Origin of the sequence: Massilia sp. Root418 (genome assembly GCF_001425265.1) — a bacterium.
Classification (GTDB): Bacteria; Pseudomonadota; Gammaproteobacteria; order Burkholderiales; family Burkholderiaceae_D; genus Rugamonas.
In genome coordinates, this window is record NZ_LMEC01000011.1 from 992,427 (window position 1) to 1,015,070 (window position 22,644).

Annotated in this window: 21 protein-coding genes; 13 read left to right on the plus strand and 8 right to left on the minus strand. The window is 61.6% G+C overall.

The annotated features are described in order from the left end of the window. Nucleotides 1–66: 66 nt before the first annotated feature. The 13 genes from ASC94_RS11935 to ASC94_RS11995 all read left to right on the plus strand — a co-directional run bounded on the left by ASC94_RS11935 (nt 67) and on the right by ASC94_RS11995 (nt 13,854). Nucleotides 67–714, plus strand: a complete 648-nt coding sequence (locus ASC94_RS11935) for a phage tail tube protein (RefSeq protein ID WP_056394715.1) — start codon at nt 67–69, stop codon at nt 712–714. Nucleotides 715–804: 90 nt separating this feature from the next. After that, entirely contained in the window at nt 805–1,257 is a 453-nt protein-coding gene (locus ASC94_RS11940; RefSeq protein ID WP_056394717.1) for a phage tail assembly chaperone, read from the plus strand. A gap of 47 nt (nt 1,258–1,304) precedes the next feature. Next, nucleotides 1,305–1,565, plus strand: a complete 261-nt coding sequence (locus ASC94_RS11945) for a DUF1799 domain-containing protein (RefSeq protein WP_056394719.1) — start codon at nt 1,305–1,307, stop codon at nt 1,563–1,565. 33 nt (nt 1,566–1,598) lie between these two features. After that, nucleotides 1,599–7,226, plus strand: coding sequence for a phage tail length tape measure family protein (locus ASC94_RS11950; protein WP_056394721.1), 5,628 nt, complete (start codon nt 1,599–1,601; stop codon nt 7,224–7,226). Then, on the plus strand, nt 7,223–8,140 hold the full coding sequence (locus ASC94_RS11955) for a hypothetical protein (protein ID WP_056394723.1): 918 nt from the start codon (nt 7,223–7,225) through the stop codon (nt 8,138–8,140). Before ASC94_RS11950 ends, ASC94_RS11955 begins: the two co-directional genes overlap by 4 nt. Next, entirely contained in the window at nt 8,140–10,971 is a 2,832-nt protein-coding gene (locus ASC94_RS11960; protein ID WP_056394724.1) for a hypothetical protein, read from the plus strand. The genes ASC94_RS11955 and ASC94_RS11960 overlap by 1 nt, the downstream gene beginning before the upstream one ends. Next, nucleotides 10,968–11,471 (plus strand): hypothetical protein, encoded by a 504-nt coding sequence (locus ASC94_RS11965; RefSeq protein WP_157201393.1) that lies wholly within the window; start codon nt 10,968–10,970, stop codon nt 11,469–11,471. Before ASC94_RS11960 ends, ASC94_RS11965 begins: the two co-directional genes overlap by 4 nt. Further along, a complete protein-coding gene (locus ASC94_RS11970; RefSeq protein ID WP_056394727.1) occupies nt 11,471–11,929 on the plus strand; it encodes a hypothetical protein in 459 nt (152 codons plus the stop codon). Before ASC94_RS11965 ends, ASC94_RS11970 begins: the two co-directional genes overlap by 1 nt. A gap of 9 nt (nt 11,930–11,938) precedes the next feature. Further along, complete coding sequence (locus tag ASC94_RS11975; protein ID WP_056394728.1) at nt 11,939–12,319, plus strand: hypothetical protein; 381 nt, start codon at nt 11,939–11,941, stop codon at nt 12,317–12,319. Continuing rightward, nucleotides 12,319–12,558 carry a hypothetical protein gene (locus ASC94_RS11980; RefSeq protein ID WP_056394731.1) on the plus strand — a complete coding sequence of 80 codons (240 nt, stop codon included), beginning with the start codon at nt 12,319–12,321 and terminating at the stop codon, nt 12,556–12,558. The genes ASC94_RS11975 and ASC94_RS11980 overlap by 1 nt, the downstream gene beginning before the upstream one ends. Continuing rightward, nucleotides 12,555–13,187: a glycoside hydrolase family 19 protein gene (locus ASC94_RS11985; protein ID WP_056394733.1), complete on the plus strand. Its 633-nt coding sequence runs from the start codon at nt 12,555–12,557 to the stop codon at nt 13,185–13,187. Before ASC94_RS11980 ends, ASC94_RS11985 begins: the two co-directional genes overlap by 4 nt. Further along, the gene (locus tag ASC94_RS11990) at nt 13,184–13,579 is read left to right on the plus strand and encodes a hypothetical protein (protein ID WP_056394734.1); all 396 of its coding nucleotides are present in this window, start codon (nt 13,184–13,186) and stop codon (nt 13,577–13,579) included. Before ASC94_RS11985 ends, ASC94_RS11990 begins: the two co-directional genes overlap by 4 nt. Next, a complete protein-coding gene (locus tag ASC94_RS11995; RefSeq protein ID WP_056394736.1) occupies nt 13,576–13,854 on the plus strand; it encodes a hypothetical protein in 279 nt (92 codons plus the stop codon). Before ASC94_RS11990 ends, ASC94_RS11995 begins: the two co-directional genes overlap by 4 nt. Nucleotides 13,855–14,111: 257 nt before the next feature. On the opposite strand, the gene ASC94_RS33150 is transcribed toward ASC94_RS11995, so the two are convergent. From ASC94_RS33150 to ASC94_RS12030, 8 genes are all read right to left on the minus strand, one after another. Continuing rightward, nucleotides 14,112–14,429, minus strand: a complete 318-nt coding sequence (locus tag ASC94_RS33150; protein ID WP_200955645.1) for a hypothetical protein — start codon at nt 14,427–14,429, stop codon at nt 14,112–14,114. A 124-nt stretch (nt 14,430–14,553) separates the two neighbouring features. After that, entirely contained in the window at nt 14,554–15,174 is a 621-nt protein-coding gene (locus ASC94_RS12000; RefSeq protein WP_056394738.1) for an FMN-dependent NADH-azoreductase, read from the minus strand. Nucleotides 15,175–15,297: 123 nt separating this feature from the next. Continuing rightward, nucleotides 15,298–16,122 (minus strand): hypothetical protein, encoded by an 825-nt coding sequence (locus tag ASC94_RS12005; protein WP_056394740.1) that lies wholly within the window; start codon nt 16,120–16,122, stop codon nt 15,298–15,300. Between the two features lie 233 nt (nt 16,123–16,355). Further along, nucleotides 16,356–17,552: an amino acid ABC transporter substrate-binding protein gene (locus tag ASC94_RS12010; protein ID WP_056394743.1), complete on the minus strand. Its 1,197-nt coding sequence runs from the start codon at nt 17,550–17,552 to the stop codon at nt 16,356–16,358. A gap of 106 nt (nt 17,553–17,658) precedes the next feature. Next, the gene (locus ASC94_RS12015; protein WP_200955647.1) at nt 17,659–18,054 is read right to left on the minus strand and encodes a nuclear transport factor 2 family protein; all 396 of its coding nucleotides are present in this window, start codon (nt 18,052–18,054) and stop codon (nt 17,659–17,661) included. A 235-nt stretch (nt 18,055–18,289) separates the two neighbouring features. After that, entirely contained in the window at nt 18,290–20,056 is a 1,767-nt protein-coding gene (locus ASC94_RS12020; RefSeq protein WP_056394745.1) for a monovalent cation:proton antiporter-2 (CPA2) family protein, read from the minus strand. A gap of 71 nt (nt 20,057–20,127) precedes the next feature. Beyond that, a complete protein-coding gene (locus ASC94_RS12025) occupies nt 20,128–21,573 on the minus strand; it encodes a patatin-like phospholipase family protein (RefSeq protein ID WP_162251412.1) in 1,446 nt (481 codons plus the stop codon). Nucleotides 21,574–21,822: 249 nt separating this feature from the next. Next, nucleotides 21,823–22,611: an alpha/beta fold hydrolase gene (locus ASC94_RS12030; protein ID WP_056394747.1), complete on the minus strand. Its 789-nt coding sequence runs from the start codon at nt 22,609–22,611 to the stop codon at nt 21,823–21,825. Nucleotides 22,612–22,644: the final 33 nt, after the last annotated feature.

Genomic DNA, 22,644 nt, shown 5'->3' on the forward strand with positions numbered 1-22,644 from the left:
CCTTCATGGGCAATCACCACCGGCCGCCACCAGCGGCCTTTTTTACGTCCATCGAAAGGAAACACCATGGCACAAGTACCCACCGGCACGCTGTTCTTCATCGCCACCGCGTACGGCGCAGTGAAGCCGGTCACCATCGTCACCAACGCCACCGAGGCGGTCGTCACCGCCGTTGCGCACGGCTACGCCAACGGCGACATCGTTGAGATCACCTCGGGCTGGGGCCGCATCAACCGTCGCAACTTCCGTATCAAGTCGAGCACCACGGACAGCTTCGTGCTGGAAGGCCAGGACACCACCAACACTACCTTCTTCCCGGCAGGCACCGGCATCGGCTCGGTGCGCAAGGTCACCACCTTCACCCAGATCACCCAGGTGATGAATCCGGCCTCGTCCGGCGGCGATCCCAAGACCGTAAACTTCAAGTACGTGGAGTCGGATTCCGAGTACTCGATCAATGACGGCTTCGCGGCGACCGGCTACACCATGAATCTGGATGCCGACGCCATCGGCACGGCCGGATACACCGCTCTGAAGTCGCTGACCGAAGTGCAGACCGACACCTGCCTGAAGATGCTCTCGCGCTCCGGCGCCACGCTGTACCAGCCCTGCACGGTGGCGCTGAACGAAGCCGTGAAGCTGCAGGACGGTCAGATCAACCAGGTGTCCGTGGCGTTCAACGGCAACAACCGCCTGACCCGCTACGCCAGCTAATCCCAGTGTCTCCAGGCCCGCGTTTGCGGGTCTTTTTATGCCCGCTCGGTCGCACCTTGCGGGTCTTTTTCCTTCCCCTGAGAGTAAAAAATGTCCAAGCAAAAAATCAAAGTCAAGCTGGGTAACGCACCGAAGAACTTCAAGAAAGTGGTCGAGATCGTGCTGCTGAGCGGCGTGATCGGCGAGATCGAAATGAGCTTCATCTACCGCACGCGCAAGCAGTTCGCTGAACTGGTTGACGAGCGCATGGCCGCCGCAGCCGAGGCCGAGAAGGTCGAAGCGGAAAAGCAGAGCGAATTGGAAACCGCAGGCGCTGCCGGCGGCGCGCCCGCCGTGGTCAAGTCCAAGACCGTCCTGGACTGGTTCAACGAGGCCGATGAAGGGAATGCAGCCTACGTGCTGAAAATCGCTGACGGCTGGGATCTGGACGATCCGTTCACCGAGAAATCGCTGCTCCAGCTCGAGAACGAAAACCCCGGTGCGCTGAACGCGATTGCTACCGTCTACCGCACCGCCGTGGCCGAGGCGCGCACAAAAAACTGATCGAGCTTGCAAAGGCGATCTACGAGCGCGAGCCATCCATTGAGGAGATGGAGCAGTCCGGGTTCGCGCCGGAGGACTTTGCAAGCGAGCCTGTGGAAATCTGGCCGGAAAACCTGATCGCGTACAGCTTGTTTGAGTCATTGCGGACGCAATGGCGCAACGGCCCAAACGGCCCGACCGGGCTGGATTACAACGTCCTCTATCACAAGTTGGATCGGATGGCGCTGCCGCCTGAAGAGTACGACCAGCTCGAGCAGGACGTGTGCGTGATGGAAGTTCACGCGGTCAGTGCGATGTATCAGAAATAGCCGCCTCCGGGCGGCATTTTTTATTGGAACAACATGTCGAACACGGTTGGTAGCGCAACGATTGAGCTGGCGGTAGATTCCAGCGGGGTCGAGTCCGGACTCCAGCGCGCCGATGGCGCTATCACGCGCACGGGCCGCAGCCTAAGCAACCTCGGCACGCAGGGCGCCGGCGCGCTGAATGCTGTCGGTGCCGGAGCTGAGCGCTCTGCGAGCAGCGTGGAAAGGGCGCAGAACCGCCTCATCGGTTCCATCCAACGCACCACCGCCGCCATGGAAGCGGGTGGCCGCTCCAGCGCGCAGTATTTCGAAGTGCTGGCGCGCCAGCGGGGCGTCGACCCGGCAGCGCTGACGCCGTACCTGAATCAGCTGCGCGCCATCGAGGGCGCGCAGAACAGCGCCGGCATGTCGGCGCGGGCGACGGCGGCCGCGCTGCGCGGCGTGCCCGCGCAGATCACCGACATCATCACATCGCTGCAGGGCGGCCAAGCACCGCTCACGGTGCTGCTGCAGCAGGGCGGCCAGCTGCGCGACATGTTTGGCAGCGTGGGCGGCGCCGCGCGCGCTCTGGGCAGCAGCGTGATGGGGCTGATCACCCCCATCAGTGCCGTGGCCGTTGCTGTCCTGGCGCTCGGTGTCGCATACCATCAAGGAAGCCAAGAGGCGCTGGCGTACAACCGCGCGCTCATCCTCACCGGCAACGCTGCGGGCACCACGTCGAACCAGCTCTCCGACATGGCGCGCGACATCAGCAAAACTGTGGGCACGCAAGGCGCCGCTGCCGAGGCGTTGGCCGCGCTGGCCGGCACTGGCCAGGTTGGCGTGGCTAACCTGCAGCGATTCGGCCAGACTGCCGTACAGGTCCAGAAGACCATCGGGCAGAGCGCTGCCGAAACCGCCACGATTTTCGCCGGCCTGGCGGACGAGCCCCTCAAGGCCAGCGAAAAGTTGAGCAAGCAGTACAACTACCTCACGGGGGCGGTCTACGCCCAGATCAAGGCCCTAGAAGATCAGGGGCGCACCCAGGAGGCCGGCGAGGTCGCGCAGAAGGCGTACGCGGACGCCATGGACGTGAGGGCGGCCAAATTAGCAGGAAACCTGAGCACCATGGAGAAGGCCTGGTCGACGGTTTCCGGTGTCGCTAAAAAAGCCTGGGACGCGATGCTGGACATCGGCCGCGAAGACACGCTCCAAGAAAAGCTGACTTCGGCGGAGAAGCGATTGCAGTCGGCGTCGAAAAACCGATTCGGCTTCATCGGTTCCGGCGAGTACAAGGAGGCGCAAGCGGCCGTCGAGGCGCTGAAAGGGCAAATCGACGCCGAGACCCGGCTTGCAGCCCTTGATGCCGCTCGCGACAAATTCAATAAAGCGGACATCGCGTGGCAGAAGCAGAAGGAGCAGGGCCTCACACGTGAACTGCAGATGCAGAAGGAGGTCGCTCTCGTTCGGCAAAAAGGGCTGGACGCGGGTGCGTCGGACGCTGAGATTGCCGCCCAAGTCGGCGAAGTACGCAAGAAGTACGCGGATATCGCCTTCAAAGGCATCAATGACCAGATCGACGCCATAGAGCGACGCGGCAGCATCGAGGAGGAGGTCGCGAAGCGTGCTGCTGCAGCTGTGGCATCGGCGCGCGCGAACGGCTTTGCTACCAGCTTGGCCGCCCAGATCGATTATGCCGAGCGCGCGGAGAAATTCGACCAGGAGGCGCTTGCGCGTGAGAAGCGCCAACTGCAACAGCGGATTGCCCTGCAAAAGCAACTGCCGGATTCGCCCGAGAGCCGTAAGGCGATTGCCGACATGCAGGGGCAGATCGCCCTCAAGGATGAGCAGGCGCTCACCCGCAAGGCTTCGTTGAAAGAGGAAATCATTGCACTGGACGTCAAGGATACGCGTCAGGCAGCGAAAAACTATGCTGATCTGGAAAAGGCTCGTGAGAGCGACCTGGATGCGCTGAACAAGCAAATTCAGGCCCAGCGCGACGCGAACGCCGTGATCGGCATGAGCACGGAGCAGGCCAATGAGTTCAACAAGTCGCTCGTGGAGGAAACTGCCCAGCGCCTGGAGAACGAAGCGGCGATTCTTTCGAATGACCTGGCGCGTCAGGGCGAGGCCGAAACGATGCGCAAGACAGCGGACGCCATGCGCACGCTGGCCCAGGAGCAGCGTGCCGCCATTACAAAATCCGCTCAGTTCGAGCAGCAAAAAAAGGTGTGGGAGTCCATCGACCAGACCGCCCACGACACCTTTGTCAACATCTTCGAGGGCGGAAAATCGGCGTTCGATCGGTTGCGCGACACGCTGAAAAGCGGCCTGCTGGACTTGCTATACCAGATGACCGTCAAGAAGTGGATTTTCAACATTGGCGCTCAGGTAACCGGCAGCCAAGGTATCGCCGGACTTGGCCAGGGCGTCTCCGGCGTGTCCAGCCTGTTTAGCACGGCAAGTAATGCGTCGTCGTTGTACAACGGCGCCTCGACTGTTGCAGGATGGCTGGGGATCGGCGGTGCTGCACTCGGATCTGGCGTGGCAGCGGGCGCTGGCGCGCTCGGTGCTGGCGCGGCCGTCGGCACTGGCGCACTTGGCTCTGGTGTTGCGCTCGGTAGCGGCTTGCTCGGCTCGGGTGCGGCCGCTAGCGGCGCGCTGGGTTCGGGCGTCGCGCTCGGGTCTGGGGCGCTTGGCACTGGCGCAGCGGCAAGCACCGGCTTGCTGGGCAGTGCATCGGCGGCGCTGGCAGCCATTCCCGTATGGGGCTGGGCCGCGCTGGCTGCTGCTGCGGTCGTAGGCTTTATGCAAAAGGGGCCTGAGAAGAACACGCGCCTTACTTTCACCTCCAACAACACCCCCGGCAACATCAGCATCAACGAACGCGGCAACGAAGGCAAGGTCGGCCAGAGCTACATCGACGGCTACGGCACCGGCTCGCTGGGCACCTTCGGCCTGTCTTCCACGTTCTGGTCGGATGGCTTCAGCGACACGGTGCAGTCGTTCATTTCCACTGTGACCAAGGTCGATGACGTGCTGGCCAGTTACCTGACCACGAGCGAAAAATCGGCCGCCACGGCGGCAGTGAGCGGCAAGGCAATCACCGCAAACCTAGGCGCGCAAGGGACGGACCAGAACGGCAAGGGTGAGCTCGACGCCGTGTTTGCGAAGCGGCTGGACTTGATCTTCGACAGCCTGACCCCTGGCATGTCATCCCTGATCGAAGGCTTCAAAGGTACGAGCCAGGAGCTGGCAACAGAAGCCACAGCCCTGCTGCAGTATCGCCAGGCGTTGAATGCCAGCGGCGAGGCGGTGTTCGGCGCCAAAGTATCGCTGATGGATCTGGCGGCGCTGAAGGCGCCCACCGAGGCCACGAGCGCTGCGCTGATCCGCATCACCGACGAATTCACGGTCACAAACGCCGTAGCGGCCGCTCTGGGCAAGACGACTGCGGACGCATTCGGGCAGGCTGGCCTGGCATCGTTGGGCGCGCGGGAGCAGCTGATAGCGTTGTCCGGCGGCATGGACGCGCTGGCCGCGAACACAGGCAGCTTTGCGCAGAACTACCTGTCCGAGGCTGAGCGGCTGGCGCCGGTAGCCAAATCGGTCGAGGCGGCGCTGGCTGGGCTGGGGCTGGCTAGCGTGGACACCCGCGACGAGTTCAAGCAAGTGGTGACGGGCCTCGATCTGACGACCGAGGCCGGCGCGAAGCAGTACGCGCAGCTGATGGGCCTGCAGGAAGCATTCGCTGCCGTTCACCCGGCAATCGCAGCTACCACCGGAGCAGCGCGTGAGGCCGCCGATATTGCGCAAGAGCGCGCGAACATTCAGAAAGAACTTGACCAATTCGGCCTGACCGAGGCGGAAAAGCAGCGCGCGGCTATCGATGCCACAAACCTGGCGCTCTACGATTCGCTGGAAGCACGGGTGGCTGAAAAGGCAGCCATCGATGCCGCTGCACAGTCTGCGGAGGCCGCTGCGGCAGCACTTGCTACTACCGAGTCCAGTATCCAGGCCGACATCGACGCGCTGGTGCGCGCATCGCTGCCGCTGGCCGAGCAGCGTGCTCTCGATGTCAAGGATATGGCTGCCAGCACGCTGGCCTTGTACGAGCGCCGTGAGGCGCTGCAGGCCGAGGCGAAGGCGATCGAGGATGCAAAGGCAGCAGCCGCAGCAGCGGCTGCGCAACGGGCCGGTATCGAACTCAATATTGCGAAATTGCTCGGCAATACGACGCTAGCTCGTGAGCGTGAGCTTGCTGCGCTGGATGCCACCAGTCAGGCGCTGCAGCAGCACGCATACGCACTTACTGATGCCGAGGAGGCCGTAACCGCTGCGCTGTCCGACGTTCAGCGGGCAATCGAAGCGGAAAAGACCTCTATCCAGGCGGCTGCGGGTGAGCAAATTAAGGCAATTCGAGATGGCGCTGATGCGCGCCAAGCTGCCATTGCTAGTGCGCAAAAAGGTGTCGATTCGCTGACCCGGATTTTTGATGACATTGCTGGCGCGGTGAAGACGCTTCGCGGTGATGTGGCCGGCCAGACCAACATAACGGCAGCCAGGTCGTTCATTGATATGGCTCTGTCGCTTGCTCAGACCGGTGTGATGCCGGATGTGGATCGGCTGCGCGACGCAATCGGCACAGTTACGCAGGATAAGCGTGAGGCATATGGCAGCATCGCCGATTTTGAGTTTGCGCAGCTTGTGCAGGCCGGAAAGCTGGAGGCCTTGGGTAAATTGGCCGGTGTGCAGAAGTCCATCGCCGAACAGCAGTTTGATGCTTTTACCACCGCGAACAAGCTGGCAGACGAGCAGATCAAGGCCATTGAGAAGGCGGCCGCTGACCAGAGCAAGGCGCTCGATGCGCAGTGGAAGACGGCGCAGGATGCCGTGTCGGCCATGCGAGGCGTTGACCTGAGCGTGAAGTCCGTTGGTGCCGCGATCCAAGGGCTGAACAGCACGCTGGCCGCGCTGGCTGCTACGCGCGCTGGCGCCAGTGCGGCGACCGGGATTTCTGGCGCCTTGCCGACGAGCAGCACGCCCGTTGGCGGTGGCGCATCCGCGCCTGCCGCGAGCCAGGGAGGCTCCGCTGCCGCTGTACCCGCTGGAGGCCAGAAGGCGCTGACAGCCGCACAGCAGGCCTATTTCGACGCCATCAAGAGCAGTGCTGGTGACGTGGCCGAGAAGTACGAATACGTGGCGGGGCTTCAGGATGTGCAGGCGATGAAGTCGCTTGATGCAGTTAAAGGCGTTGCGAACGATCCGGCGGAGAGTAGCGACGATTACATGCGCCGCCACGGTTACAAGGTCAACGCGTTGGCTAGCGATTATAAGACCCGCTACGTGCCTGCGTTTGCTGGTGGTGGTGACCATGCCGGTGGCCTGCGCGTTGTCGGCGAGCGTGGAATGGAAATCGAAGCGACCGGCCCTTCGCGGATTTGGAATTTCGAACAGACCAGCCGGATGCTGTCAGGCGGCGGCAACAGCGAAGAGATGACAGAGTTGGTGCGGATGCTAAGAGAACAGAACGGGCGCCTGGAGGCGCAGAACAAGCGTCTGGAAGGTCAGCTTTCGGCGATCAGCGATAGCACCCGACGCACTCGTGATCTGCTGGACCAGGTGACCTCAGGCGGCAACTCCATGAGATGCGAAGTGGTCAAGAACGTGGCGGCGGTCGTATGAACATCATCGTGCCAATTCAGATCAACGCCACGCAGATCGGCGCGGGGTGCACGCTGTCGGAAGACGCCACTGCCGCATGGACCAGCGGGACCTACGTGATTGGCGATGAGCGCCACGTGGTATCGACGCATCGCGTATATCGCTGTGCAGTGGCCGGAGCTAGCACGATTAGCCCTGAGCTGGAGCCGACCCGCTGGAAGGACATGCGGCCGACAAATAAGATGGCACCGTTCGACATCTATACCAGCACGGCTGCGACTAGCACGTCGACCGATATCGTCTACCCGATCACGGCGCGTTTTTGCAATGCCCTTGCGTTGTATGGCGCTGTTGGCGCTACCTATGACATTACCGTCAAGGACGTTGCGGGCGGGACTGTCATCTACAACAAGACCGGGCGTCTGCGTGAACCGAGTAGAGGTTGGTACAGCTACTACTTCGGCGGCCGGCGGCCGCTTGCGAAAATAATTGCCACCGGTATTCCCATCCGCCCGGCAGCCGAGATCACTATCACTATCCACGCAGGATCTGGCGCAACACGTGCGTTGGGAATGATCGTACTTGGTAAGTACCACTCCCTTGTCGGCATAGGTCCGTGGGGCGGGACTGAGTATGGGTCGAGCGTCGAACCCGTCTCGTATGGCTATAACAGCACCGATAACGACGGCACAACGACGTGGTTGCCAGGCAGCTCGGCGACCAACCTGCACTGCAAGATCGTTCTCCCACGCGACCAAGCGGACCAGTCCGTATCCCTGTTGCAAGAGGTGCTAGGTATTCCAGTTGCCTGCATTGGAACGGCTGCAGCCGGCTATGCCGGACTAACCACCTTCGGGATTATTTCAGCGGCGCCAGTTAGTTATAACGGCTACGGCCACGCATCTATTGATGTGACAGTAAAAGGGATCATTTAATGCCAACAGCACCAACCCCAATCACCGCGCTGCCACCGGCGCCGAACCCGGATGACGACGAATCGACGTTTGATGCGGCTGCGTATGCCTACTCGGCGGCTCAGCCGGCGTGCGTCACGCAGACCAACGCTCTGGGCGCCAACGTTTTCGCGAACGCTGTAGAGGCGGTAGCTGCGGCAACTGCCGCTTCGATTTCTGCTGGCACAGCGGCAAGTCAGGCTGGCACCGCCACTACCCAGGCCGGTATCGCCACGACCAAGGCAGGCGAGGCAGCCGCCAGCGCAAGCACCGCCGGCACTGCCGCCGGCGCAGCATCTTCCAGTGCCGGCGCCGCTGCAGCCAGTGCGGCCGCAGCGGCGGCGCTGGCCGGAGCGTTCGTCGGCACTAGCAGCAGTTCTCTTGCAATCGGCCTGGGAAGCAGGACGTTCGCAACTCAGGCCGGCGAGGCGTATACGCCCGGCATCTTCATGACGGCGGTGAGCGCGGCGAACGGTTCGAACTGGATGTACTTCCAAGTCACCAGCTACTCCGGCACCACGCTGCTCACGAATGTTCTCGCCTTCGGCGGTGGCGGTACCTTTGCAGATTGGAACCTGTCGCTTGCCGGCGTGCCGGGTGCACAGGGGCCGAAAGGCGATACTGGCGCGACGGGCGGTCTGGCAGGCGGCGCCTTGACCGCGCACCTGAGCGAGCTGAAGGCCCCCAACATTACAGCGGCCAGTACTACCAACGTCTGGGCGGCAGTCGGGAACTCGGCGACGCTGATCGGCACGACGCCTATCACCGGATGGGGAACTGCGCCGCAGGCAGGCGACAAATTCACCTTGATCGCTGGTGCCGTTACGCCGCTGACCCACGGTGCAAATTCGCAGTTGCCCGGCGGGGTGAATTACACGACGGCCGTGGGTGATCGGCTCGAGATCTACGCCGAGACCGCCACACAGATGCGCGTGTCGATTTTCAAGGCGGACGGGCGCGCCGTGACTGGCGGGATTGCTACCGTGGGCTCGACGATCACCACCGACACCACGCTGCCGGCAGCGTCCGCCGGCTACCAGCCAATCCAGATGGCGACCTACGGCAAATCGGTGAAGCTGCCGGACGCCACGACCATGAGCGTCGGTGGGCCGATCTACATCCTTGACAACACCAAGGGCCTCTACTCGGCCGGTATCCGGGACAGCACCGGCACGCTCATCATGGCGGTGGCGCCGGGCAGCGAAGCCATGGTCTCGCTGCGGGATAAATCGACGGCGGCAGGGGTATGGTCTGTGGCAGGCTCCGGCCTGGAGCCAGGGTTACTGACGATCAACTACCAGACCTCCACCTTTGTGAGCGCCGGTGGACTGCAGCCTACTGTCTTTGTCGCGCTGGACAACGACGTGTCAATCCACTTCCTCTACTGGAGCTCGGCAAGCTTCTACGCTGTGGTGGTGGATAACACGGGTAAATCGATATCGACTCCGGTTACGGTAACTGGTTCGGGTGGGCAGCCTGTGGCAGCGTTCAAGATCAGCGCCACGCAGGTTATCGTCTTCTTCGGCTCTGGCGCCAGCAACCACAGTGCTGTCGTGCTGACGTTGACGGGTAGTAGCCCTAACTACAGCATTTCGGTAGGGACGGCTGCAAACTCGACCACGCTTTTCAATGCCGTCTGGGGCGGTGAAGATTCCCGCGGCGAACCTCGGATCGCCCAACTGACCAGCACGCTGTACGTGATGGCAGCACGCGACAGCTCGGGCACCAATGCTGTGGCTATGGTGATCAGTGTGTCGGGCAGCACGATCACCTTTGGTAGTGTTACCGGGGCCATCTCAACCAATGCTCAGGCGGCTGCGGCGATTTATCCACTGACTGCTACCACGGCCCTCCTGCTTCTGACCGTAGGTGCTGGGGCGCCTTATGCTATATATGGATATGTGCTCAGCGTTTCCGGTACGACGGTCACCTGGTCATCTCCGGTCACGATTTCCACCACCAGCGGTACTGTCACCTACAGTCATCTGCTGCTCTCGCCGACCCGTGGGATTATCCTAGCTAACGAGAACAACAATTTGGCGGGGTTCGCTAGAGCCTTCACTATCTCCGGCACGGTCATCACTCCGGGCGGCGGAACGCAGTTGTTCAGTATCGGCAGTGGTACGTTGGATCTCAGTTACACGGCCAGTCGCTCCGGCCGGTACAACCCGCATCTGTGGGCCATCGACGCCAGCACCTTCGGTGCCTGGGTGATTGACCCGTCAGCCAGTGGCGGTGTGAGCATGGTAAAAGTCTGCACCGTGTCCGGGAATAGCGTCAGCCCTGGGAACGTGCTCAACAAGTCCATTTCTTCCCCGGGTAGTAGCAGTCTACCGTATGGCTCCGGCCTCTTGCTCCCACCAGGTAGCACTGAGATGCTGGCCATCAAGCAGACGTTGGACAATACGTCGGGCTATCGACTGCAGGTCGTTCCCGCCAAGATCGCCGGCACAACTGTGACTATGGGGGCCAGCGAACCTGTCCCGGATGTATTCCAGACAGCGCCGGGCAGTTTTCTTATGGGCAAGGTCTCGAACGGTGACTATGCGCTGCTACCCGTCGGATTTGCCGGCGGTTCCAATAACTTTGCTACCGGCCCTAGTAAGGTTGTCATCGTGCGAAATGGCGGCGACAGGGCGATCGTCCGCGGCTCGATCAGCATCCCTGAGATATTGCTACCCAACACGAATCCGGTCGCTCCACTTGCTGCCGTGGCGCCCAACCGCTTCGTGCTGGTCGGCGGCGCCCTGGGCCACCCAGCCGGCAGCACCATCGATTCCTTGCAAATTCTTAACTTGGAGCTCGCAGCATGACGAAAATTCTTGTATTGGGTACTGGCGTCCTTGCAGTAGATCCTGTCGATACCGGCGACAGTTGGGAGACGCCGGGGCAGGTCATCCCAAAAGCAGTGGCGGCCGGCGCGCAACTCGTGGACGCAGACCTGCCAGGAGATTTCAGCCCTGCGCGCTATATGTGGAACGGCACCGACGTGGTGCCGATGCCGACAGCTCCGCAGGAAGCGCCGCCGCGCCGGATCACCAAGCTGGCCTTCCGCAACCGGTTCACGGTGGCCGAGAAGGTGGCCATCGATCTCGCTTCCATTGACGACCCATCATCTGGCGCGGCCGCGCGGCAGCAGGCCGCTGCGGTGCGCGTCAGCCTGGCTGACGCTGCTGCTGCCGCCTACATCGACCTCGCCCGCGATGACACGCGCGCCGGTGTGCTGATGCTGGAGGCCGCCGGCATCCTCGGCGCCGGGCGCGCGTTGGAGATTCTGGACGCCGACATTCAACCTCACGAACGGGTGCAGTAATGTTCCGCGCCGCCTTCTATAAAGGCACGCGGCCGGGCTTCGCGGGCGCCTATAACTATGTGGTTCGGACCTGGACCGATTCGCCCTACAGCCACGTCGAGCTGATCTTCAGCGACGGCATGGCCGGCAGTGCCTCGTTCGCCGACGGCGGCGTGCGGCTCAAGGCCATCGAGTTAGACCCCGCCCGCTGGGACTTCATGGAGTTGCCCGCCCACCTGGAGCCGGCGGCGCGCGCCTGGTTCGAATCGCACGCCGGCGCCAAGTACGACCTGCTGGGCAACCTCCAGTTCATCCTCACGCCGTTCGGCCAGGACCAGCGCCGCTGGTTCTGCAGCGAGGCCTGCGGGGCAGCCCTGAGCCTGCCTGAGCCGTGGCGCTACGATCCGCCGACGCTGGCCAGCGCGCTCACCCTGATTTCCATCCAACCCGCTTCGGCGGGTTTTTTAATGCCCATCTGAAAGGCACATATGGCAGAACCTGCAAGCTCCACCGTAGGCGTGGCGATTGCCGCCGGCACCATCACGCTGACCGGTTCCATTCTTGGCGTGCAATACGACGCGCTGCTCGCCGGCCTGGCTGGCGGGCTTGTGTCGCTGTCGTACCTGCCGCCGATGTCTCCGGTGCGCATCGCTGGCAGCGTGGCCGGATCGTCGCTGATTGGCGGGTGGTTCGCGCCGCTGGCCAGCATCACGGCGGCGAACTACTTCCCCTTCATCAGTGGTGCTGGCGAGACCGCGGTGCGCATAGCGGCGGCTGCGACGCTGGGCCTGTGCGCGCAAGTCCTGATCCCTGCCGCCTTCGCGTGGCTGCGCGCCAAGGGCGGCGCTGCGAAAGGAGGCGCATCGTGATGATCCTCAACGTGATCGCCGCCTTCGTCATCTTGGCGCGCGGCGCGCTCGCCGTCAGCCACCTGTGCCCTGGCACGCCGCTGCGGGTGCGGGCTGGCTGGATCCTGCTGGCCATCGGAGCCGCTGCCGTCATGCTTTCTGGCGGTACGCCCGCCTGGCCGAACGTGGCGCTGCACTGCGGTATAGCGGCGCTGGTCTGCTTTGAGCGGCGCGCGCCATTCTTCTGCGAGAAAAAATGATAACCACCGATCAGCTTGTGCAAATCATGCCCCTGGCGCGCGGCCGTGTCGACCGGTTCCTCGCGCCGCTGAACGCGGCCATGGCCGAATTCGATATCGACACCCAGGCGCGCCAGGCAGCGTTTCTGCCCACGGTGGCGCACGAGTCCGGCCAGCTCGGCACGCTGGAGGAAAACCTGAACTACTCGGCTGAGGCGCTGATGCGCACCTGGCCGCAGCGGTTCCCGCCGGCGACGGCGGCGCTGTACGCCCGCCAGCCGGAACGCATCGCGAACCGGGCCTACGCGAGCCGCGAGGGTAACCGCGAGGAGGGGAGCGGCGACGGCTGGCGCAACCGTGGTGCTGGTCTGATCCAGCTCACATTCGAGAACAACCACGCAGCCTGCGCGAAGCACTTCCGCATCGCGCGCGCCGACGTGGCGGCATGGCTCCGCACGCCGGAAGGAGCGTGCCGCTCCGCTGGCTGGTTCTGGTCCGTGAATCGGATTAACTCCTGGGCCGACGCGCGCGACTTTGACGGCGTGTGCGACGTGGTCAATCGAGGCAAGAAGACGGCCGCGATCGGCGACGCAATCGGCTGGAAGGAGCGCCTAGCGCTGTACCAGGTTGCGCTTCAGGTGTTGTCGTGAGCGCCCTCAACGCGCTGGCCGGCGCGGTGGCGGGGCAGGGCTGGAAGATCGCCAGTACGGTGCTGGCCAGCCTGTTGCTGGCGGTCGGTGCCGCCGGCGGCGCGGCGTGGTGGATGGTCGACCGCGCGCGCGAGCAGGCGGTGGTCGACCTGCGCGCCGAGCAGAAGCTGGTCGCTGAGCTGCGCCTGGGCATTGGCACGCAGAACGCGGCCATTGCAGTGCTGGGCCAGGAGAAGCTGGCCGCCGAGGCGCGCGGCGCGGCCGCCCGGGTCCAGGCTGCTGCCGATGGTAGACGCTACGATGCGGCGCTGCAGCAGCTGGCCGGCGCGCGCGTCACGACCTGCGCGGATGCCATGCCCTTCGTGAACAAGCTGCTTGAGGATGTGCGATGAGCCGGAAAATCCTCAACTTGAGCAAATTGGCAAGTTCGGGCCTGTTCGTGCTGCTGGCCGGCTGCGCCAGTGTGTCGCCGCCCGCGACTCAGACCGTGGAGGTACCGGTCTACGTGCAGTGCGTGAAGGCGCGGCCGCAGCGGCCGGTCTACGAGTTCGACAAGCTACCGGCCGATGCCAGCGACGGCCGCAAGATCATGGCGCTGGCGCGGGACTGGGTGCGCGCGCGGGAGTATGAATTGAAGCTGGAGGCGGTTGTTGCTGGGTGTACTTGAGCACGGCGAATTTCCGGCCTGCGGGCCTTAAAATCCGTCTAATATCGTTTGCAGGATGCGTTGTCGGCCAGCATTTTGCGTTGCTGTGCGATGCACTGTATATTAGACGAGAATTCGTCAAAGGCCGCATTCGCGCGGCCTTTGACGAACAGCGTGCGCGTATGGGGTGCAAGGGGTCGGAAGTTCGAATCTTCTCGCCCCGACCAACAACTTAGATTCAGCGAAACCGGCCTTGGCCGGTTTTTTCGTTTTGGCCGTCAAGCCGCGTTGGTGTAGTTCCTGCACATGGACACGAGCGGCTCCAGCGTGGGGGCGTCGGGCCGCGCCAGCAGTACTTCGATGACCAGCTGTATTTGCGCTGCGCTGGGAATGATTTCAACCGGGCTGTGCTCCATCCATGCCACCAGCAGCGCAGTCAACTCTTCCCTCGGCAGGCGCAATACCTCGTTCCTGGTTGGCACCTTGGTATGCCATGGCCTGCGTCTGTGTGCGCTGCCACTCTGGCGGCGTAACGCGGCGTTCATGTTCTCGGAGGGGACGCCAAAGCGTTCCTCGTCTTCGTGGAAATCCTTCATGCTGTACTGATATGTAGCGCTAACAAGGAGTGGTTAGCTTAACACGATCAGCTGTGACCTTCCCGCATCGTGACGGCAAGGTCATAGATCGATTATTCGGCTTCTCCCTAGGCGAGAGTTCTCGTCAGCCCTGCGCCAGGCGTGCGATAGCACGCGCGCTTTGTTCTCGGGCTGATTCCACGGCTGCGGCACGTCCCTCGGGTGCAGAACCGATTTTTTCGGCACGGATGAAACTGACGTCGTCGATTCCGATAAAGCCCAGCAGTTGCTTCAGGTAAGGCTCCTGGAAATCGATGGTCCGCGATGGTCCCTCCGAATACAGTCCACCACGTGACTCGACCACAATCGCGCGCTTGTTCTTCAACAACCCTTCCGGGCCGCTCGGTCCATAAGCGAAGGTGACGCGCGGACGCAGCACATGATCGAACCAGGTGCGTAGGGACGAGGGAATGCTGAAATTGTACATGGGTGCGCCGATCACGATCAGGTCTGCGGCCTGTAGCTCGGCGATCAACTGATCGGACAGCGTCCGGGTCGCCAGTTCCTCCTCGGTCTGAGCGATTGCGCGGACGCCAGCCACGTTAGCCGGGGTCAGATGCGGGATCGGATCCTGGCCGACGTCGCGATAGGTGAGGTGGGCCTGAGGATTGATGTCGATCAGGCGCTGGACGACGTCGCCGACCAGCAGGCGCGACACGGAGGCATTTCCCGAGACACTGCTATTGATGACTAAGATGTAGTTCAAGGTATTCCTGTTTTGCAGTTAAAAATTTAAATTCAGTTAATCCAGCTCAGGATTGTCTATGAGGCTGTAGTCGATCAAACTCTCCGACAGGCAGTTGATCTCACTGGTCGATGCAATCCTGTCTCAGCGGTTGTCGAGGACGTAGATTTTGTTGCCCCGGTAGTCCCAGACGGTTTTGTATTCGTGCAGGAATCCGTGACCGATATAAAGGAGGTTTTTCGAGGGGAGCCCGGTCGGCCCCGATGCGGGGAAGGGTTTGGTATCGACCCGGATCGACTTGATGTCGGGAACCGAGACGCCGCCAAGCGATAGTCCCGTAACGGCATAGTCGTCTTCGCCACCGTTCGGTTTTAGCACGCGTAGTGCGAGCAGATTTTCCTTTGTTTCTTTGTCGACGTAAAGATAGCCATATGCGCCAGTATCGAAGGTTGCTGTGACCTCAAGCGTCCCGATTTTCGCCGGCATGACTGGAATATTCGGGCGCCGTCTGACGTCAAAGGGAAGCTCGGCAATAATCCGTTCGCCGGCAAGGTAGTCTGCAGTAGGCGTGTTCCGATAGAAGATGGCCTGCAGTTTGCGGTAATCCAGTTTTAGGGTATATCCATCCCACGCGTGGAAGCCGAACCATCCGAGGAAATCCGGCGTGATACCCTCCAACTGGGCAGCGTCCTGCGCGGCCACCCGCGTGGCCACCTTGTAATTTAGGCCGGCGATCCGAATATCCTTGACGACTGGGGCAAGCTGCGAGGTGAAGCTTTGCCCACTCCCGAACATCCCCTGACCTACCGTCTCCAGCTTGGCGATCGGGATTCGGTGGCTATTGAGGGAAAGTGCGTCTTGGGCAGCCGTGTCGAGCATGAACTTCCCTGGAACCGCTGACACGCTGCCCTCGATAAAGGGGAATTCGCGGACCATGACGATCGGCAGCGTGACCTGGTCGCCGGACATGCGGATTTCCCTTGCCCGGCTGGATGGTGTGTCCTTCTCAGCGACATTAGTCGCCGCAGCGAAGTTGCACCCTGTTGTCAGGAGCACTGTCAGTAGTAGGGGGCTAGCAAATCGCTGAGCGCGCGTGAAGCGGAAATTAGTTCTCATGAACAGTTTTCTTGTAAAAGTCCCGTGACGTGGCCTGTGCTTTCCCACGATGGGGCGGAGGCGACCTACCGACACGGTGGCGTGCTTTAAATTGTTTTCGTGTATGGATAGATCAGCTTGCCTGATCGCAACGATGCAGGTGAGACAACGACCTGCTTGGCTTCGTCCAGAAATTGCATAGGATCGGCGCTGTCAATGCCTTGGTACTGGACTTGCACTACGCGGGGTTCAGTCCATTCCCCATGCACGCCGAAGCGCACCTTACCCATGACGGTATCGAACGGAGTAGCTCTTGCGTAAGCAGACAGCGTCGCGTCATTCAAGCCGCCTGTACCCTGCACAGCCTGCTCGAGAACCTGCATCTGGGCATAAGCCGTGGGCGCCATGTAGTGGCCAAGCGGATCGACGTCCTGGCCCACGGCTCGCGTTCTATAGATCGACAGCATTTCGTCCACTCCAGGGAACCTCATGGCGGACACCGGTACCCAGTACTCGTAGTTCACGAACCCATTGAGCAGAGGACCGAGCGCTGCCTTAACCAATGCATTCTGTGGTCCAATCATGGAAGCGCCCACCATCTTGGGGCGGTAAGAGTGTGCGTGAACGGCCTTGACCAGGTCGATTGAATCTTGCAGGTACGAGCATATGAATAGCAAGTCGCACTGGCTTGCGGCGACGGCATCCATGACCGGCTTGAAGTCCTTGGTGCTGAGCGGGTAGACCGCTTCATGCACCACCTTAAAGCCGTACTTGGCCGCATTCTTTTTAGCGCCACGAATTGGATTCCTGGAAAACGCCGCGTCGGCCGATAGTAGCGCGGCCGTCAAGGGCCGCGGCTTTTGCTGAGCGGCTAGTTCAAAAAAGCTTTCCGTGAGCGCCGCGTTGGGGTCGGAGCCGGTCGGGATCATGGCGAAGTAATTCTCATAGGCCAGTTCGTTGTTCACGCCTAGTCCCATCAATCCAACAAAGAACCGCTGGCGTTCCATCATCAGTGGCATCGCGGGAAGTAGCGTGTTGGTGCCATATCCTCCGATGACAAGGTCAACCTTATCCTCGTCCATGAGCCGTCGGTACAAGGCTTCAACGTTGGCCGCGTCGGACCCGTCGTCATAGCAGAGCAGCTCGACCGGACGGCCAAGCAAGCCGCCGCGCGCGTTGATACTTTCGAGCCAAATCTGATGTGCCAGGCGCGCGGCACGACCATTGCCGCCAACCGCGCCGCTCAGCGAAAGACAGTACCCAATACGAATGGGAGAGGAAGAGTTTTGTTGACCCGGTTGCATGATGAGCCCTTGGTTGGTTGTGCCTAAAAATAGTGACGACTAGCCGGAGTTCCCCGGCGTGCCTCCCGTTTCGCAGTAATCACGGCGCCGCGGGTAGGAGTGGCTGTTAGTCTTGTCCTGGCGGGTCGATAAAGACGAAAAGCGAATGGATGCGCCCGTCCTGCAAATGCACGACGTCCATTCCGCTAACAGTGGCCGGCCCGCCTGGAGGCCCCGAACGCCACTTGAGGACGCCGATGCCGTTGTGCCCGAGAGCGGGAGAACGGGGCGTGAAAACGAAGGCGGGTGGCAGCTGGCTCAGCAGTGCCGACACCGCGTCGTTGATCTGTGCGTGGCCCCTGGCGAAGGCATGCGGTTCGTGCAGCACAGCGTCATTGGCGTACAAACGTTCGATTGCGGTCAGGCGCCTGACGGCATCCCGCTCGCTAAAGACCTCAGCGAGGTTCGCACGCATCAGAAAATCATAGTCCACGCCTGCATCGGCATTCATCGATTTAAGCATTTTTGGGCTCCTCACATTGTTCACAGCAGAGGATGCGGCACTGCAAAGCAGGGCTGCGCAATATCGGCTGGCTTGATGCTATGGTCTCAGCATTGCGCTCCGCGATCACTGCTCAATATTGCTCTCTGTAGATCAAATCGCTCATCCAGCTCATCCGGCTCATCCAGTTCATCCAGCCCACACGCGCGTCTCACACGCCACCTACCAGGTAAGAGCGATTATTTCCAGCTTGTTCTCATTTGGCGGCAACCTCGGCGGACTGGCGAGTGCCCAGTAGCAGCTCACGACCGGCAAACTTGCCGCCAGCGCTTTCCAGATCGCGGCGCTGCTCATCGCGGCGCCGCACGATGTCCATCGCTTCATCGGCCTCGTCCTCACTGGCGCCAGAGGCCAGCACAGCTTGCCGCCCAAGCAGTAGCGCCGACTCAAATGTCTCGCGTATCACGTAGTCGGCACCGGCCTTTGTCAGCGTCAGCGCGTGTTCGCGATCGTAGGCGCGAATGAGCAGCTTGGAACCTGGAAAAACGTCCTTGGCAATCTGCGCAATGTGGGCAGCTGCTTTTTTGTCGTTGATACAGACCATGACGACGCTTGCCGTGACCGCCCCGGCTGCGCGCAGGATGCTGGCCTCGCTTCCGTCGCCATAAAAAACCTTGAAGCCGTATTGCTCCGCGTTTTTGATCACCTCTGTGTTGTTGTCGATCACCGTGAGCGACGCGCCGCGAGCCAGCACGCCTTGACTGGCAATTTGGCCCATGCGGCCAAATCCGACGATCAGCACGCTGGTGGTGCGGTCTACCGCAGCTTCTCGCTCGCCCACCGCTTTCGCGGCCGTTGTTCCCCAGCGCTTGTGCCCCGTGATCAGGATGGGCGTCAATGCCATGGACAGCACCACGATGGCAGTCATGTTGGCGTTGACTGTGGGACTGATAACCCTGGCTGCTGCGGCGGCGGCAAAGAGCACAAAGGCAAACTCGCCGCCTTGCGCCATCAGCACTGCTCGGTCCACAGCCTCGCCGTGGGCGCTGCCGGCAGCTCGCGCGACAAGATAAATGCACAGGGCCTTCGTTGTCATCAGTGCGAGCACGCCGGCAATGATGAGGCCCGCGTTCGACGACACGACCGACAAGTCGAGTGACATGCCCACGCCAAGGAAGAAGAGTCCGAGTAAAAGGCCCCGAAATGGTTCAATGTCGGCCTCCAGCTGGTGGCGGAAGCTCGACTCTGAGAGGAGTACCCCTGCCAAAAAGGCGCCCAGCGCCATGGACAGGCCGCCTTGCTGCATCAGGAGTGCAGCACCGAGAACGACCAGCAAGGCTGCTGCGGTCATGATCTCCCTGGCCCGTGCTCGCGCCAGTATCTGGAACATCGGGTTGAGCAGCCAGCGTCCGCCGATTACCAGAGCGCCAATCGATCCGAGCGCGGTGGCAACTGGGATCCAGCTATTGGGCGCTGCAGACAAGGCGCCCTTAGCCGGCGGCGCCAGGAGCGCGACCATGGCAAGCAAAGGGACGATCAGCAGATCTTCGAGCAGCAAGATGGCAACGATTCGCTGCCCGCGCGGCGTCGCTGCGTCGCCTCGCTCGGCCAGCGTTTGCATGACGATGGCGGTCGAGGTCAGCACGAACCCCATCGCACAGATCAATGCAACCGACAATGTAAGGCCAAACGCCATTCCTACCATTGTCAGCAGCGCGCCGCACACAAGCGCTTGCATGCTCCCCAGACCGAAGATGGCGCCCCGCAGCGCCCACAGTTTCGAGGGCCGCATTTCAAGCCCCACGACGAACAAGAACATGACCACGCCCAGTTCCGCGATATGCAAGATGGCTCCAGGATCGCTGAACCAACCAATTCCAAACGGGCCAATGAAGAGGCCGGCACTCAAGTAGCCGAGGACTGATCCCAGACCGAGCTTTCTGAACAGGGGCACGCCGATCACGGCCGCTGTAAGCAGCACCACTACCGGCATCAAGTCGCTTCCTGCGTAATTTGCGTCCATAGTCAACTCCTGGTTTTGTTCATAAAAAGCACGCCTCTGTAGCGAGACGCTGGTCCCGACAGCCGCCGAGCTCAGCGCTCCGAGGCGCCTCGTGCGAATTCGCGGACCGCGGCCGACTGCCCGATCAGCTGGCGGCCGGCCTCCATGGCCAATTCGATTTCTTTAGCAGGAAGCTTCAACCGGGTTTCGATGGCGCGGGCACGCGCAGCCATTGAGGGCTCCAAACTCTGAAAGCTGATGAAGTCGACGATGAACTCGACATCATCACAGCGCCAGGAAGACGCTACCCCACCAAGCGCCACCAGCTCCTCGCTTCCCAAACTGCATCGGTGACGCATCAGATCGTCCCGCCACTGCCGCATGACCAGCTGGAATGAATCAGCAGCGAGGCGTGCAGCTGCATCGATCGCCGCGTCCGTCGCCGCCATGGCGGAGTCGATGCCACCCGGCCCGTCCAGTTGACGGTTCCACGTCCCGCTCGGTCCGCGCCCCGCATCAACGATCAGAAACAGCATTTTCTTGATCCGGACCGCATCCCGTGCTGTCATCGGGCTATAGGCGTTGCTGGCAACAGCCCTCGATACAAGGATGCTGGAGAGACCGAGGTTGTCAGTCACGCCGCCGTCGACCAGCTTGACGAAACCCGGCCCGGCGGGCGCCCGGTAGCTGTGCATGGCCTCAGCCATAGCGCGCATCAGTCGTGGCGACGAAACGTTATTTAATACCGGCTGGATAAAGGCAGACTCGCGGGTTGGACATCCTTTGGGAAACGTTTTGAGAACGGTCGGCTCAAACACCACTGGCACGGCCATGGACGCAGCCACAGCATCGGCAACTGGATAATCGCGAATGTCAGAGCACAGAGCATTGAAAAGGCCTGGAATGAAGGGGAAACTGGTGCGGTGATAGAGGTCGGTAGCATTGATCCATAGATCCGGACGGCCTTTCGCATACAAATCGGCAAATCTCGCACGGCTAAAAATGTCGTCGTCCAATACCTGGGCAAAGTTGCTGCGGTTGTTGAGCCCTCCTTGCAGCAAGCGGGCCCAATTTGCGGGCGAGGCAAGGCTGACATTCATGTGCGACTCGAAGTCGCGCATGAGCACTTCCTCTTTAATTTGCGCCAGTCCCTGCCTTCCGTTGAGAACGTAGTAAGCAGCGGTGAGCGACCCACCTGAGACGGAACTAATGAACGCCAGCGAGTCGAGCAGATCACCTTCTCCAGCCTGGGTATTTGCCAGTCCTTGCAGCACGCCCGCGGCGAAGGCTGACGCCCGAAGCCCTCCGCCGGAGAAAGCGACGCCGATGGTATAGTCCCGAGCCAGGTCTTGAGGGTGTCCCGTGGTTAGGGATGAGTCACTTTTCAGTGGCAAATTTGCTGTTGGCCGTACCGGCGCAGCGCAGCCGCCCAGCACGCCCATCCCGCCTATGGCCAGCGCACCGGCGGCCAGGCGGACCACGCGTAGTAACGCAGCACGGTTCCAGTTCGAATTTGACGAATGCTCGCGCATCAACATGTCACGTTTAAGTATGCAGGGCATTTTTTAGGGCTAGTAATATTAGACAACTGGCTCTCCACAGTCTGGTGTAATCGACTGGCGCCTCGGCCAGTTCAACTGCACGGCATGGACCAGGAAAACGGAAAGGACGCGCCCGCTACGGCTCTAAGCGGTCGCGCGGCCGGAGCTGAACCTGCGCGACATTCGAATTTCGCCGGCTCACCCGGCGTGCCATTCGCCAGCAAACGGCTGGGCAGTGAGGCGCGTTTAGCGCACCGACTGGGCTGCTTCGATGATGAGGCGGGCCACCTTGTCAGCATGGCTGACCATGACGACGTGCGAGGCACCCGGCACCTCGACAATCTTCCTGGCGTGCGCTCGCTTCGCCATGAACGACATCGCCGCAGCCGGAATATTTTTGTCTCCTGTACCGTAGATATGCCAGCTCGGCACCATTTTCCAGGCAGGCTCACCAGCGCCTTGGGTCAAGGCTGCTTCTGCAATGGGGCGCTGGGTTGCCGCCATCAGGCTCGCGACTGCTGGGTCAACGTCTGCCGCAAACTGCGCGTGAAACTTTGCCTGGTCGATGTACAAGTCTTGGCTTCCCTCGGGCGTGGGAACCGGCTGGCCAAGCGCGCCTCCCAAGCTGCTGCCGGGGAATCTGCCTGAAAGATCCAGGGCCGTTTCTCCTTTGTCGGGCGCAAATGCTGCGACATAGACCAAGGCCTTCACATTGGGTTGGCTCGTCGCAGCGCCGCTGATAACTGCACCCCCGTAAGAGTGTCCGATGAGGACCACGTTGCCCTGGGTTGCTCGAACGAGTTGCCGCACGCTTGCAACGTCGCCATCGAGCGAGCGCAGCGGGTTGGCCGCGCTCACCACGCGCAGGCCCTGATGCTGCAGTGTGGGGATCACTGCGTTCCAGCTGCTGCTGTCAGCGAAAGCACCGTGGACTAATATCACGGTCACGGGGGGCTGTGCCATAGCGCCCCCGCTAGCGCCGCCAATAATGGCGGCGCAGGTCACCGCCTGGTACAGCCATTTAAGCTGCTTCATAAGTTTCTCCCGATAGTTGGTAAATGAAGTTGC